The 14,108-nt window shown below is 75.5% G+C and carries 13 protein-coding genes and 1 pseudogene; 5 read left to right on the forward strand and 9 right to left on the reverse strand.

Going from position 1 to position 14,108, the window contains the following annotated elements:
- The 4 genes from ACFXGA_RS36140 to ACFXGA_RS36155 form a co-directional block, all read right to left on the reverse strand.
- Nucleotides 1-920 (reverse strand): glycosyltransferase (locus ACFXGA_RS36140; RefSeq protein ID WP_378096253.1); only part of this gene is annotated, 920 nt, incomplete at its 3' end.
- Nucleotides 910-2,079, reverse strand: a complete 1,170-nt coding sequence (locus ACFXGA_RS36145) for an O-antigen ligase family protein (RefSeq protein WP_378096256.1) — start codon at nt 2,077-2,079, stop codon at nt 910-912. The genes ACFXGA_RS36140 and ACFXGA_RS36145, both read right to left, overlap by 11 nt.
- Entirely contained in the window at nt 2,076-3,029 is a 954-nt protein-coding gene (locus tag ACFXGA_RS36150) for a polysaccharide deacetylase family protein (protein WP_378096259.1), read from the reverse strand. The genes ACFXGA_RS36145 and ACFXGA_RS36150 overlap by 4 nt, the downstream gene beginning before the upstream one ends.
- Nucleotides 3,026-3,856: a hypothetical protein gene (locus ACFXGA_RS36155; protein ID WP_378096262.1), complete on the reverse strand. Its 831-nt coding sequence runs from the start codon at nt 3,854-3,856 to the stop codon at nt 3,026-3,028. The genes ACFXGA_RS36150 and ACFXGA_RS36155 overlap by 4 nt, the downstream gene beginning before the upstream one ends.
- 265 nt (nt 3,857-4,121) lie before the next feature.
- Here ACFXGA_RS36155 and ACFXGA_RS36160 point away from each other — a divergent pair, with 265 nt between their 5' ends.
- Nucleotides 4,122-4,754 (forward strand): SAM-dependent methyltransferase, encoded by a 633-nt coding sequence (locus ACFXGA_RS36160; RefSeq protein ID WP_378096265.1) that lies wholly within the window; start codon nt 4,122-4,124, stop codon nt 4,752-4,754.
- Here the strand turns inward: ACFXGA_RS36160 and ACFXGA_RS36165 are convergent.
- Both ACFXGA_RS36165 and ACFXGA_RS36170 read right to left on the reverse strand, forming a co-directional pair.
- Complete coding sequence (locus tag ACFXGA_RS36165) at nt 4,751-5,623, reverse strand: NAD-dependent protein deacetylase (protein WP_378096267.1); 873 nt, start codon at nt 5,621-5,623, stop codon at nt 4,751-4,753. The two genes, ACFXGA_RS36160 and ACFXGA_RS36165, sit on opposite strands and share 4 nt — an antisense overlap.
- A gap of 10 nt (nt 5,624-5,633) precedes the next feature.
- Nucleotides 5,634-5,849 (reverse strand): substrate-binding domain-containing protein, encoded by a 216-nt coding sequence (locus ACFXGA_RS36170; protein WP_378096270.1) that lies wholly within the window; start codon nt 5,847-5,849, stop codon nt 5,634-5,636.
- A 106-nt stretch (nt 5,850-5,955) separates the two neighbouring features.
- Here ACFXGA_RS36170 and ACFXGA_RS36175 point away from each other — a divergent pair, with 106 nt between their 5' ends.
- Nucleotides 5,956-6,102, forward strand: coding sequence for a hypothetical protein (locus ACFXGA_RS36175; RefSeq protein ID WP_378096273.1), 147 nt, complete (start codon nt 5,956-5,958; stop codon nt 6,100-6,102).
- Complete coding sequence (gene manD, locus ACFXGA_RS36180; protein ID WP_378096276.1) at nt 6,099-7,328, forward strand: D-mannonate dehydratase ManD; 1,230 nt, start codon at nt 6,099-6,101, stop codon at nt 7,326-7,328. The genes ACFXGA_RS36175 and manD overlap by 4 nt, the downstream gene beginning before the upstream one ends.
- 500 nt (nt 7,329-7,828) lie before the next feature.
- On the opposite strand, the gene ACFXGA_RS36185 is transcribed toward manD, so the two are convergent.
- The gene (locus tag ACFXGA_RS36185; RefSeq protein WP_378096279.1) at nt 7,829-10,060 is read right to left on the reverse strand and encodes a M20/M25/M40 family metallo-hydrolase; all 2,232 of its coding nucleotides are present in this window, start codon (nt 10,058-10,060) and stop codon (nt 7,829-7,831) included.
- Between the two features lie 65 nt (nt 10,061-10,125).
- Here ACFXGA_RS36185 and ACFXGA_RS36190 point away from each other — a divergent pair, with 65 nt between their 5' ends.
- Nucleotides 10,126-11,067: a GNAT family N-acetyltransferase gene (locus tag ACFXGA_RS36190; RefSeq protein WP_378096282.1), complete on the forward strand. Its 942-nt coding sequence runs from the start codon at nt 10,126-10,128 to the stop codon at nt 11,065-11,067.
- Between the two features lie 15 nt (nt 11,068-11,082).
- Here the strand turns inward: ACFXGA_RS36190 and ACFXGA_RS36195 are convergent, their stop codons facing one another.
- Together ACFXGA_RS36195 and ACFXGA_RS36200 are read right to left on the reverse strand one after the other, a co-directional pair.
- Complete coding sequence (locus ACFXGA_RS36195) at nt 11,083-11,463, reverse strand: VOC family protein (RefSeq protein ID WP_378096285.1); 381 nt, start codon at nt 11,461-11,463, stop codon at nt 11,083-11,085.
- A gap of 116 nt (nt 11,464-11,579) precedes the next feature.
- A complete protein-coding gene (locus tag ACFXGA_RS36200) occupies nt 11,580-13,295 on the reverse strand; it encodes a protein kinase (protein WP_378096288.1) in 1,716 nt (571 codons plus the stop codon).
- Nucleotides 13,296-13,514: 219 nt separating this feature from the next.
- Between ACFXGA_RS36200 and ACFXGA_RS36205 the strand changes: the two are divergent.
- Nucleotides 13,515-14,108, forward strand: a pseudogene (locus tag ACFXGA_RS36205) (cytochrome P450); the annotation flags it as partial.

The following is a 14,108-nucleotide window of genomic DNA, read 5'->3' on the forward strand; positions in this document are numbered from 1 at the left end:
GACCGCCGCGGTGGGCGGGGCGGGGCGGGGTCGCGGCGGGCCACCACCACCCCGCCCCCCCCGCCCAGCGCCCCGCGCCCGCCTACCACGCCGGACGCCCCCAGGGGCCGCCCGGCGGCCAGGGACTCCAGCACCGCGATGGGCATGCCCTCCCAGTCGCTGGTGAGCACGGTGACGTCGGCGGCGGCGAGCAGGTCGGGCACGTCGCAGCGGTTGCCGAGGAAGCGGACCCGGTCGGCGACGCCGAGGTCGGCGGCGCGGCGGCGCAGGTCGTCGCCGAGGCTGCCGTCGCCCGCGAGCCACAGCACGGCGTCGCGGTCGAGCTTCGCCCACGCCTCCAGCAGCACGTCGTGCCGCTTCTGCGGTTCGAGCCGGGCGGCGCACAGCGCGACCGGGACGTCGCGGCCGACGCCGTGCACCGCGCGGACCGCGTCGCGGTCCACCCGCGCGGGTTGCGGGAACACCGCGTTGGGGATGACCACCGGGTCGATCCCGGCGGCGCGCAGCCGGTCGGCGCCGGCGTCGGCGACCGCGACGACCGTGCGGGAGGTGCGCCGCAGGACGCGGGCCGCGCCGGCGTGGTCGGCCTCGGCGACGCCGTGGAACACGGTCAGCAGCGGCAGCCGGCGGGGCAGCACGGCGAGGCGCGCGACGAGGCTGGCCGACACGTTGTGGGCCAGCACGACCTGCGGCCGGAAGCGGCGGATCGCGGACCTGGTGGCCGCGGTCGCGCGCAGCACGCCGGTCGCCCGCCGCCGCGCCACGGGCACGGTGAACGTCGGCACGCCGAGCGCGCGCAACGCCTCGGCCCGGTGCCCGCCGGCGCTGGCCACGGCCGATTCCCAGCCGAACTCGGGGCCCGACCGGGCCATCCCGGCGACGAGCGCTTCGGCGCCGCCGGTCCCCATCTCACTGATCACGTGGAGCACACGCAACGTCGTTCGCTCTCCTCAGACGCAGGTCGGCCGCGGCGACGACCGCGACCAGCGACCACAACGGCAGGTAGTACTGCTGGGACAGGAAGGTGGAGGCGACCAGGACCGCGATCAGGGACGCCTGGACGGCGACGACCGGCAGCGGGTCGGCGGTGGTGCGGCGCACGCGTTCGCTGGTGACCGCGGTGAGCGCGAGGAGCGCGGCGAACAGGGCGAAGCCGGGCACGCCCAGCTCGGCGGCGACCTCCAGGTACATGTTGTGGGCCACGGGGGTCTGCTCGTCCACCTCGGCGTTGCCGGAGGCGGCGGGGTAGTCCTCGCGGAACCCGCCGGGTCCGACGCCGAGGCCGGGGTGGTCGGCCACCATGCGGGCGGCGGCCTGCCAGCGCAGCTCGCGGGTGTCCACGTTGGTGTCGGCGACGTGGGTCTTCTCGCGGACCGCGCGGTCCAGCGCCGGTCCGGCGACCAGGGCGGCGGCCACGCCGAGCACGGCCAGCGCCGCGACGCCGGCCGCGAGCGCCCGCAGCGGCAGCGCCCGTCGGGCGAGCAGCCAGGCGACGGCGGCGGTGAGCGCGAGCGCGCCGCCCCGGGAGAACGTCGCCGCGGCGCCCGCGACGAGGACGACGGCGGCGAGGGCGGGCAGGACGCGGCGGCGTGAGGCGACGAGCAGGGGCAGCGCGGCGACGAGGAAGTACGCCAGGTCGTTGGGGTCCTCCAGGGGGCCGGCGGCCCGCGTGCCGCCGTCGAGGACCAGGGTGGCGAGCGCGCCGAGCGCGGCCACGACGGCTCCGGCGACCGCCGAGGCGAGCATCGCGCGGATCGGCGCCTCGTGGGCGGCGACGTCGATCAGGACGACCGTGACGACCAGGAACGGCAGCCAGCGCACGGCGTACTCGGCGGTGAACGCGCCGCCCGCGTGCACGGCGGAGGACGCGAGCAGCACGACGGCCAGCGCGGCGAGGACCAGGTGCGCGGGGTGCGGTTCGGGGGCGCGGCGCTGCCGCACGCGCAGCGCGGCCCAGGCGAGGACGAGCAGGGCGGGCGGCAGCTTGGCCAGGTGGCCGTGCGCCTGCATGAGGTAGCCCTCCAGCGGTGCGGCGAACACCGTCGCGCACGCCAGGAACCGCACCGCCCGGGTGGTCATCCGCCGCACCGCGCCAGCAGTCCGGTGCCGTGCTCGCGCAGGCCCGCGTCGAGCCGGTCGACGTGCGCGCCGGTGCCGACCACGTCGAAGTGGTGGGCGCGCAGCGCGCCGAGCACCCAGCCGAGGAACTCGACCTTGCGCGCGCCGGGCACGGCCATGCCGGGGAAGAACTCGAGGCCGGGCGCCTCGGCGGCGCCGAGCACGTCGGTGGGGTGCAGCAGCAGCGACGGCTGCACGCGGCGGGCCCGGCACAGGCGCAGCGCGGCGGTGAAGTAGGCGCGGGCCAGGCGGGGCGAGACCTGGTGGAGCTGGAGCAGGTAGGAGCCGTGCACGGGGACGCGCAGCAGCGGCATGGTGGTGACCGGCAGTTCGACCAGGCCGGGGCCGACGCGCCAGCGGTAGGCCCGGTTGGGGGCGCGGACGCGGGAGAAGCCGCCGAACAGGTCGCGTTCGCCGCCGCCGGGCGCGGTGCGGTTGTGGTAGGCGCGGGCGAGCGGGCCGATCCAGGTGGGCAGGGTGCTGGCGTCGTAGCGGTAGCCGCGTTCGGCGAGCAGTTCGAGCAGGTCGCGGGTGACGCTGTAGCCGGGGCCGCGGAAGCCGGTGGGGCGGGGCGCGCCGGCCGCGACGATCGCGTCCTCGGTGCGGGCGAGTTCGGCTTCGAGCCGGTCGCGGGTGTAGCGGTGCAGCCAGGGTTCGTGGTGGTAGGAGTGGTTGGCGACCTCGTGGCCCGCGGCGGTGACGGCGGCGACGGCCTCGGCGCCGTCGTCGCGGTCGACGTCCGCGCCGACGACGAAGACGGTCGTGGTGAGGTCGTGCTCGCCGAAGACCTCCAGCAGGCGGGGCACGGCGGTGGGCAGGAAGCTGGGGCGGCGCTCCCACTCGGGGTCGCCGTGGGTCTTGAGGTAGGCCCAGAGGTTGTCGAGGTCGAGGGAGACGCTGGCGGTGCTCACCGGGCCGCCTCCGCGGAGGTGGTGGCCCGGGCGAAGCGGTCGGCGGAGCCGAGCAGGAGGACGCCCGCGACGACGAGGGCGACGCCGGCGGCCACCCACCACTCGCGGCCGGGGGTGATCCGGTCGCCGAGGGCGGCGATGCCGACGATCGAGGTGAGCACGACGGTGATGGCGTCCATGGTGGCGACGGTCGAGGTGGCGGAGCCGCGGCGCAGGGCGAGGGCCAGGTAGGACTGGCCGACGAGGGCGGCGGCGACCATCAGCCACGCCAGCGGGTACAGCGGGACGGTGGGCAGCGGCTCGTCGGCGAGGGTGCGGCTGGTCATGGCGACCACCGCGAACGCCAGGCCGGCCGCCGCCGCGGGCGGCACCGCGCCGCCGATCCGGCGCTGGACGAGCACGAGCGCGACCACGGGGAGTCCGAAGAGGACGATGCCGGCGCCCTGGGGCACGTCGTGCGCGGTGGAGGGGGTGGCGGCGGCGACGAGGAGCACGAGGCCGGTCGCCATCACGGCGAGGACCACGACCTCGACCACGCGGACCCGCCAGCCGAGCACGGCGAGGCCGAACAGGGTGGCCAGGCCGACGGCGCAGGAGGAGCCGGCCTGGACGAGGTAGAGCGGCAGCCGGGCGCGGGCCAGGAACGCGAGCGCGAAGCCGCCGACCTGGCCCGCGAACCCGAGCAGGTAGAGCCGGTCGCGGGCGAGCCGGGCGAGCAGCCCGAGCCCGCCGCCGCCCTCGGCGGCGCGTTGCGAGGCGACCGACTGGGCCACGATGCCCAGCGCGTACAGCACCGCGGACGCGGCGAGGTGGAGGTAACCAGTCACGCGACTCTTCCCCTGGAGGCACCCGGCGCGCGGCAGCGGTCGGTGTGATCCCGATATCGGAAGGGGAGCGTAGAACCCGACAGTGCTCGACCCGTTCGAGCGATATGCGATTACACGATCGAGCTACTTTGCCGACTACGCAACGGGTTTGTCGTGGGCGCTATGTCCTCGTTGGACCGATCCTCTGGCACCCGCGATCGGGTCACGGTTGCCGAACCGGCAACTTTCTTTGCCGGATCGCGGCGGGGCTCCGCACCATCGGGGCATGGAGACCGCAGAGGAGTTCTGGGAGACGTTCTACCGCGACCGCGACCAGGTGTGGACGGGCCGGCCCAACGAGCTGCTGGTGCGCCACGCCGCCCACCTGACCCCGGGGACCGCGCTGGACCTGGGCTGCGGCGAGGGCGGCGACGCGCTGTGGCTGGCCGGGCGGGGCTGGCTGGTGACCGCGGTCGACGTGTCGGCCACCGCGCTGGCCCGCGGCGCGGCCCGTGCGACGGAGGCCGGGCTCGCCGCCCGCGTGGACTGGCGGCGGCACGACCTGGGGCGCACGTTCCCGACCGGGGTGTTCGACCTGGTGTCGGCGCAGTTCCTGCACTCGTCGGTCGCGCCGCCGGGCGAGCGGGAGCGGATCCTGGCGCGGGCGGCCGAGGCGGTGGCGCCGGGCGGGGTGCTGCTGGTCGTCGGGCACGCCGGCTGGGCCTCGTGGCAGCGGGACGACCCGCCGGTGGAGTACGTGTTCCCGACCAACGCGGACGTGCTGGCGGCGCTGGACCTCGACCTCGGCCGGGGCTGGGCGGTGGAGGTCGACGAGTCGGTCGAGCGGGAGGTGACGGGCCCGGACGGCGAGCCGGGCACGCGCGAGGACCTGGTGCTGCGGCTGCGGCGGCGCGGTTAGAGGCGGGCGAGCAGGGAGGTGAGGGCGTGGCCCAGGGGCAGGTCCACGCGCGCGGTCGCGTGGGCGTCGCCCCGGGTCTCGCCCTGGTTGACGATGACGACGGGCTTGCCGGCGGCGGCCGCGCGGCGGACGAACCGCAGGCCCGACATGACGGTCAGGGAGGAGCCGAGGACGAGCAGGGCGTCGGCGTCGTCCACCATCCGGTGGCACCGCTCGACGCGGGGGCGGGGCACGTTCTCGCCGAAGAACACCACGTCGGGTTTGAGCACGCCGGCGCCGCAGTCGGCGCACCCGACGAGCCGGAAGGACCGCACCTGCCGCTCGGGCAGCTCCACGTCGCCGTCCGGGTTGACCGCGGCGGCGGTGGCCTCGAACGCGGGGTTGGCGGCGCGCAGCCGGCGGTCCAGGTCCTCGCGGGCGGTGCGGGCGCCGCAGCCCAGGCAGACCACGCGGTCCAGGCCGCCGTGCAGCTCGACCACGTCGGGGGTGCCGGCGGCCTGGTGCAGGCCGTCGACGTTCTGCGTGATGACGCCGGACAGGTGGCCGCGGGCGTGCAGCCGGGTGACCGCGTGGTGGCCCGCGTTGGGGGTGGCGCGGGCGATGGCGCGCCAGCCGACGTGGCTGCGGGCCCAGTAGCGGCGGCGGCCCTCGACGCTCGTGACGAACTCGTCGTAGGTCATGGGGGTGTGCCTGCGCAGGCTGCCGGCCGCGCCCCGGTAGTCCGGGATGCCCGACTCGGTGGACAGGCCCGCGCCGCTGAGCACCAGCACGCGTCCGGCGGCGACGACGCGCACGACCTCGTCCAGGCTCGTCGTGCGGGGCAGCGGCGCACCGGTCGGCGTCCAGCTCAGCGTCGGCCGTGTGCGCATGCCGTCCACTCTACGTGCGGTCGGGGGCGGGGCCGGTGGACTCGCGGACCACCGGTTCGGGCGGGCGGACGTCGACCGCCGCGTCGGCCGCCTCGCCGAGCGCGGCGAGCAGCGCGCGGGCCGCCGCGCGGCCGAGGCCGAGGAGGTCCTGGCGGACGGTGGTGAGCCGCGGGTGGACCGGTTCGCCGAGGGGCAGGTCGTCGTGGCCGACGACGTCGCCGGGCACGTCGATCGACGCCGAGCCGGCGGGCCGCGCCCATGCCGGCCGTGGAGCGGGTGCGGGTGGACGACCCGCGCGTGATGACGGGGCTGATGGAGCACGCGGACGGGGGGTGTTCGCGTGGTTCGTCAGCCGGCACGCGACGCCGGTGGTGGTCGAGCCGGTGGTGGACGGCACGCTGGTGGGGTTGGACGGCTCGCCGTGGGACGCGGTGGAGCCGGGCGCGTTCGGGGTGCGGGTCGGGGAGGTGTCGGTGTGAGGATCGCGGCGGCGGAGGTCGTGGTGACGTGCCCGGGGCGGAACTTCGTCACGCTCCGGATCACCACGGAGGACGGGATCACCGGGTTGGGCGACGCGACGCTCAACGGGCGTGAGCTGGCGGTGGAGGCGTACCTGCGGGAGCACGTCGTGCCGCTGCTGATCGGGCGGGACGCGTCCGCGATCGAGGACACCTGGCAGTACCTGTACCGGGGCGCGTACTGGCGGCGCGGGCCGGTGACGATGGCCGCGATCGCCGCGGTGGACACGGCGTTGTGGGACGTCAAGGCGCGGGCGGCGGGGATGCCGCTGTACCAGTTGCTCGGCGGGGCGTGCCGGGTCGGGGCGCTCGCGTACGGGCACGCGTCGGGGCGGGACCTGCCGGAGCTGTTCGACTCGATCCGGCTGCACCTGGAGCGCGGGTTCCGGGCGATCCGGGTGCAGACCGGGATCCCCGGCCTGGCCACGGTGTACGGGGTGGCGTCGTCGGCGGCCGGCGGCGGGGACCGGTACGACTACGAGCCGGCGCGGCCCACCGCGCTGCCCGTGGAGGAGAGCTGGGACACCCGCGCGTACCTGCGGCACGTGCCGTCGGTGTTCGAGGCGGTGCGGTCGGAGTTCGGCCCGTCGTTGCCGTTACTGCACGACGGGCACCACCGGATGACCCCGATCGAGGCGGCGCGGCTGGGCAAGGCGCTGGAGCCGTACGACCTGTTCTGGTTGGAGGACGCCACGCCCGGCGAGGACCAGGCGGCGTTGCGGCTGATCAGGCAGCACACCACCACGCCGTTGGCGATCGGGGAGGTGTTCAACTCGATCCACGACTACACGACGTTGCTGAGCGAGCGGCTGATCGACTACGTCCGTTCGGCGGTCACCCACACGGGCGGGGTGACGGGGTTGAAGAAGGTGCTGGACTTCGCCGCGGTGTACGGGGTCAGGTCGGGGATGCACGGGCCGACCGACATCTCCCCGGTCGGCATGGCCGCCGCGCTGCACCTGGACCTGGCCGTGCACAACTTCGGCATCCAGGAGTACATGCCGCACACGGCGGAGACGCTGGAGGTGTTCCGGACGTCGTACACGTTCGTGGACGGTCTGCTGCACCCGTCCGACTCGATCGGGTTGGGGGTGGAGCTGGACGTGGACGCGGCGGCGCGATTCCCCTACCGAGCCGCGTACCTGCCGGTGAACCGGCTGGCCGACGGCACCCTCCACGACTGGTGAGCGGGCCGTCCCGTCGGCCCGGCCGGTAGCACGATGGGGTGAACATGGCCCGGAGATGTACGGAAACACCGTTACCGCACCTCGGTTGAAAACCAGCGGAGCGCTCGACCACCCCCCGTCCGTCGGTAACGTCACGGCGACGGTCGGACGGGAGAGGACACGGATGAGCGCCAAGGCCAGTGACGGGGTTCCCCCGCCGGACGCGTCCCGCGAGGAGGTCGCCGCCTGGAACGCGGCCGTCCTGGAGGAGTACCGGGCCAACGGGGGCCGGGTCGGCGGGGTGATGGCCGGCATGGACCTCCGGCTACCGGCAGGTACCCGTTCTACGCGGACCACCAGCGCGGCGTGACCCGCACCATCCCGGTCGTCGCGCTGACCCGCCCCTTATCCACTCCGGCCCGCCCGGACGCGCGTCGGCCCGCCCCTGATCCACTGCGGCCCGTTCCGGCCCGCACCTGACCCCGCTCCGGCGCGCTCCGGTCGGCGGTCCTCGACCCCGGTCAGAGCCGGAACGCGGCGCGCACGATCGCGGCGTCGAACGGGCGGTTGCCGGACTGGACCGGCATGGTTCCCGGCGGGCGGGGGCCGACGACCGCCGAGGCTTCGGCAGGCAGCCCGGCCCAGTGGTCGGCCACCGCGACCTCCAGCGTGGTGCCGGGGTCCAGGTCGCAGGTGATCTCGCGCGGGGTCGTCCCGTACAGCTTCAGCACGCGGCCGGGCAGGGCGAGCGCTCCGGAGCGGCAGCCGCGCAGGCCGGGCTCGGCCACCGTCACCTGCGTCCGCCACGACCGAGCGGTCGGGGTGACTCGGAACGTCACCGTCCGGGCGGGGGCATCGGTCGAGGGCGGCGCGGTCGGGGTCACGGCGGTCGCGGTGGGCGCGGGGAGGTCCAGGTCGGGCGCGTCGGCGCGCATCAGCGGCTCGGGGAACGCCGGGTACTCCCCCGTCAACGTCACCCGTTCGGGGTTCGGTCCGAGCACCCGGGACGTCCACTCGTCGGGCGACGGGTCGGCGGACAGCCAGCTCGCCCGGCCGGTCGCGGTGTCGCGCAGGTAGATCAGCGAGTCGGGGCGCGGCTCGTCCGGCGTGAACCCGGCCCGGGCCGCGCCCACCGCGATCAGCGCCACCGCGACCGCCGTCACGCCGAGCGCGGGCCACCACGCGCCGGACGGGAGCAGCGGCAGCAGCAGCACCCCGGCCAGCGCCCCGAACACCACCGCCACCGCGCTCAACGGCATGCCGAGCGCGACCATCATCGTGCCGACCAGCGGCGGGTGGATCGCCGCCGCCACCAGCGGCGGGAGGAACGCGAGCCGGGTCGTCCACAGCGCGGGCAGGCCGAGCAGCAGCGTCCACTGGAACAGGAACCCCGCGCCCGGCACGGCCGCCGTCACGGCCACCAGCAGCACGGCCGTCACCACCAGCACCCCGGCGACCACCTCGGCGGGCCGCCACCGCCGCGCCACCCGGGCCGCCGCGAGCAGCACCGCCAACCCCACCAGCAAAAACCCGGCCACGAACCAGCCCCGCTCGTAGGGCTCCGACAACGCGAGGAACCCCAGGCCCGGTCGCACCGCGGCGACCAGCGCCCACACCGCGAACGACACCGCCCCCGCCACGACCACCGCGCCGACCGCGAGCCCGGCCACCGCGACCACGCCCCGCCACCGCACCCGCCCCCGCCGGGCGGCCCGCGCCAGCAGGGCCGCCAACGCCACCACCGTCACGGCGGCCAGCGCCACCGCGAGCCACGTCGGGTAGTGGACCAGCACGCGGGAGAACAGGTCGAAGTACACCGCGTCGCCGTCGCCGGCCCGCAGGTCCACGTCGCCCAACGCCCGCACCAGCCCGACCATCGTCTCGCCGTGGTGCTGGAGGCTGCCCCGGTCCAGCCGCGCGAGGTCGTCGAAAGGCGAGTGGTAGTCGCGCACGTGCTCGATGAACGCGCTGTCCAGCCCCCGCGCGCCCGCCTCCTGGAACACGGTGAAGTCGCTGTAGTTCGGCATCCGCCGGTACACCTCGTAGGCGAACGAGTTCGCGACGGGCCTGCTGCTCGCCCCGCCGAACGCCGACACGAACGGCGCGTTGTCGGCCCCGGTCTGGAACATCCACACCGGTCCCCCGCTGCCCCGCGCCTCCCAGTTCAGCACCGCGCCGACGCCGTCCACGCCGTGGCGCCGCACGTACGCGTGCGCGCCGAGCGTCCCGGCCTCCTCGCCGTCGGTGAACAGGAACACCACGTCGTTGCGCACGCCGTCGCCGTCGGTCAGGGCCCTCATCGTCTCCAGCATCGCGGCGACCGCCGCGCCGTCGTCGGCCGCGCCGGGTCCGGTCGGCACGGAGTCGTAGTGCGCGACCAGCAGCAACGCCCTGCCGCCGCTCACGGACGGGTCGGTGCCCGGCACGCGTGCGACGACGTTGTGCGCGGTGGCCAGCCGCACCACCCCGCGCCACGGCAGCACCACGTCGTCGGACTCCACCGCCACCTCCGCGCCGAGGTCGCGGGCGGTGTCGGCGATGTAGTCGCGGACGCGCGCGTTGTCCGCCGACCCGATCGGGTGGGGCCGCTGCGCGATCGCTTCGAGGTGCCGCTCGGCGCGTCCGGCGGCGAACTCGGCCGGCGGCGCGTCCGCCGCGGGCGCGGGCGGCCGGAACGCGAGCACGGCGAGCGCGCCCACCGCGGCGATCACCACGAGCAGCAGGACCGGCAGCCGACGCGCGCCCTCGATCATCCGCAGACCCTAAGCCGGCGGAAACCCGATCGACAGGGGCCGTTGCGCCACGCACGATGTGCGCCATGAACGCCTTGCCCGCCGAGTGCACCGTCCGGCCGCCGCGACCGGAGGACGCCGAGCCGATCCTCGGCCTGGTGCACGCCTACACCACGGCGGTGATCGGGTTCGCCGACTACACGCTCGAGGACATGTGCGACGAGCTGCGGCGACCCGGCGTCGACCTGGAGCGCGACGCGTGGCTGGTGCTCGACGCGGCGGGCGCGCCGGTCGGGTACGCGACCGCGAACGGCAAGAGCGGCAGCGACGAGGTGGACGTCGACGTGGTGTCGGCGGACCCGGCGGTCGCGGACTGGCTGTTCGAGCGGGTGCTCGCGCGGGCCCGGGAGATCGGGCGCGAGGGCGGGCACCGGGAGGTGACCGTCGACCAGGGCGTCTACCGGGACGACGCGGCGTTGCGGGCGCGGGTCGCGGCGCTGGGGTTCGAGGCGGCGACCACGTTCCACCGGATGCGGATCGACCACGTCGGCGACGTGCCGCCGCCCGCGCCGGTGGCCGGGTTGGCGTTGCGGCAGGCGGTGGATCCCGACGTGCGGCCGGTCGTGCACGAGGTGTGGAACGCGTCGTTCGCCGGGCACTTCGGGTTCGTGCCGAAGCCGTTCGGGCAGTGGCACGAGGAGTTGGAGCGCAAGTCGGTGTTCGACTGGTCCGGGTTGTGGCTGGCGGAGCTGGACGGGCGGCCGGCCGGGTTCCTGTCGTGCACCGACCAGTTCGCCGACGAGAACCGCGGGTACGTCGGCCACCTGGGCGTGCTGCCGCGGGCGCGGGGTCGCGGGGTGGCGAAACACCTGCTGGGGCACGCGTTCCACCGGGACGCGGCGGCCGGCCGGGTCGGCACGGTCCTGCACGTCGACTCGAACAACCCGACGCCCGCGCTGGGCCTGTACGAGTCGGTGGGCATGCGGCCGGTGCTGGTGATCGACGTGTGGCGGGCCCGGCTCGGCTGAGCCGGGCGGTCGCCGTCACGCCGGGTCGAGGCGGGCCTTGAGCAGGCAGAACTCGTTGCCCTCGGGGTCGGCCAGGACGTGCCACGGCTCGTCGCCCGTCTGGCCGACGTCGGCCGGGCGGGCCCCGAGCGCCAGCAGGCGTGCCAGTTCGGCCTCCTGGTCGCGGTCGGTGGCGTTGACGTCGAAGTGGAGCCGGGACTTGTTCCGCTCCGGCTCGTCGCGGCGGCTGAGGATGATCGTGGGCTGGAGGCCGCCGAACCCCTCGCGCGGCCCGATCTCCACCGACCCGTCGTCCTCGCGGTCGAGCACGACGAAGTCCAGGGCCTCGCACCAGAACCGCGCCAGCGCCTCGGGGTCGCGGCACCCGAGCACGAGTTCACTGATGCGACAGGCCACCGGAACCTCCCTCACCCCGGGCCGCGGCGGGGTGTCACGGGGGGACTCCCGGCGGCGGTGAACAGTGCGGCGACCGTATCAAAGGGGGTCGTCGGCACGCGGCCGGAATTCCCGGCCTAGGCGTTCTGCTGGTTGTCGATCGCCCACTGCCCGTTGACCTTGACCAGCGTGTAGAGGTGCCGTTCCGTCTGCGTGCCGCCGGACTTGAACGTGTACGACACGGTCGCCGTGACCTGTTCCGGGCCGATGGCGCGGACGTCGCTCACGGTCACCGCGCTCATCTGCGTCCACCAGGACTGGTAGCTGGCGAAGTTCGGCGCCCGCGCGGCCTTGAAGCGGTCGGTGAGGCGGGCGTAGGCGGGTTCGAGGTTGTTCGGCAGCAGGCCGTAGTAGTCGCTCAACGCCTGGTCGGGGCCGATTTCGGCGGGCGGCGGGGACGGGTCGGGGTTCGTCGGCTCCGCCGTCGTGGTGTCGGTGGCGGTGGTCGTGCCGGGCGGGGAGTCGGTGGTGGTTTGGGCCGGCGGCTCCTGGGCGGGCGGGTTCTGCGCGGCGGTGTCGGAGGCCGGCGGGGCGGAGGTGCCGGTGGTGGTGTCCGACCCGGCGGACGGCGAGCCGTCACCGCGGGTGAGCAGGTAGGCCACGGTGGCGATGGCGAGCAGGGCCACGACGGCGAGCGCGATCAGCGCCTTGCGGTCGCCTCGCTTCTCGTCCTCGCGTGCCGGCGTCGGGTCGGCGGGGGCGACCGGCGCGGGTGCGGGTCGGGATGGCGCGGGCTGCGATCGTGCGGGTTGCGACGTTGCGGGTTGGGATGCGGCGGACCGGGATTCGGCGGTCTGGGCGGGTGCTGCCTGGGATGCCGCGGTCTGCGCGGGTGCCGGGTGGGCCGGTGCGGGCTGGGGCCGGGCCGCGGCGGGCTCGTCGGCCGCGGGGTCGGGCGTCGGCGTGGGGTCGGGCTCGGGCACCGGTTCCAGCGGCGAGGCCAGGATCGCGGTCGGGGCCGGGGACGGCGGCGGGAGCGGGACCGGCGGGCCGTCGAACGACACGGTCCGCAGCATCTCCGCCGCTTCGGCCATGGTCGGCCGGGTCTCGGGGTTCGGGTCGAGCAGGCGCATCAGCACCGGTTCCAGCGGCCCGGCGTGGGTCGGCGGCGGGAACCGGCCTTCGGCGACCCGGTGCAGCAGGGCGATGGTGTTGCCGTCCACGCCGAACGGCGGCGTGCCCTCCAGCGCCGCGTAGAGGGTCGCGCCGAGCGCGAACACGTCCGCGGGGAACTCGCCCTTGCCGCCGCGCGCCACCTCGGGCGCGAGGTAGGCGGGCGTGCCGACGAGCATCCCGGACGCGGTGACGGTCGCCTCGTCGGCCGCGCGGGAGGTGCCGAAGTCGGTGACCTTGACCGTGCCGAACTCGGTGACCAGCACGTTGCCGGGCTTGACGTCGCGGTGCATGACGCCCGCCGCGTGCGCGGCGGCCAGGCCCGACGCGAGCTGCACGCCCAGCCGGACCACCTCGTCGGGCGGCAGGGTGCCGCGTTCGGACATCACCGCGGCCAGGCTGCGCGACGGCAGGTACTCCATGATCAGCCACGGGTGGCCGTCGTGCTCGACCACGTCGTAGAGCGCGATCACGTTCGGGTGGGTCAGGCGGGCGGCGATGCGGCCCTCGCGGACGGCGCGGTCGATCGACTCCTGGTCGAAGCCGGTGCGGGACAGCAGTTCCTTGACCGCGACGATGCGGCGCAGCCGCTGGTCCTCGGCGCGCCACACCACCCCCATCCCACCCGTGCCGATCCTCTCGGTCAGCCGATACCGGCCTGCGATAGTGCGGTCGTCCACCCGTGCTCCCAACGTCGCGCGCACGTCCGGCGACGGGGTTACCCGATCAGGTGACTCCTCGAACGTGCGTTTCAGTGGTAACACTTCTCGCGGTCGTTGTCCCTTCACCACGCGGGTGATCACGCGGGTTATGGGGCACGCCGCTTCGGTGTCGTCCACTGTGGACGGTCGTGGGCGGGGTCGGGACTTCGGCGGCCGGCGGCGCTAGGGTCGACGACCATGGAGTACCCGATCGCGCGTCGTCCGGGGTTCGACCCGCCGGCGGAGTTCGCGGCGTTGCGGGAGCGGGCCCCGGTGAGCCCGGTGTCGTTGCGGCACGGGCAGACCGCGCACCTGGTGACGCGGTACGCCGACGTGCGGGCCGTGCTGCGGGACCACGGCCGGTTCTCCTCGGACCCGGGCAGGCCGGGGTTCCCGCAGTTGCGGCCGGTCGTGGACCGGAAGGCCGCGCCGGGGAGCTTCCTGGTGACCGATCCGCCCGAGCACACCCGGTACCGGCGGATGCTGACCGGCGAGTTCACCGTGCGGCGGATGGCCGCGCTGCGGCCCGAGGTCGAGCGGATCACGCGGGAGCGGCTGGCCGCGATGCGCTCCGGGCCGCGCCCGGCCGACCTGGTGTCGGCGTTCGCGCTGCCCGTGCCGTCGGACGTGATCTGCCTGCTGCTCGGCGTGCCGGTGGCGGACCAGGACTTCTTCGCCACCCGCAGCCGCGCCCACCTGGACCGGTCGTTGCCGGCGGAGCGGGTGCGGGCGGCGTTGGACGAGCTGCACGGGTACCTCGCCGACCTGGTCCGGTCGCGGGGGGGGGGGGGG

Source organism: Actinosynnema sp. NPDC059335, from assembly GCF_042752395.1.
GTDB lineage: Bacteria > Actinomycetota > Actinomycetes > Mycobacteriales > Pseudonocardiaceae > Actinosynnema.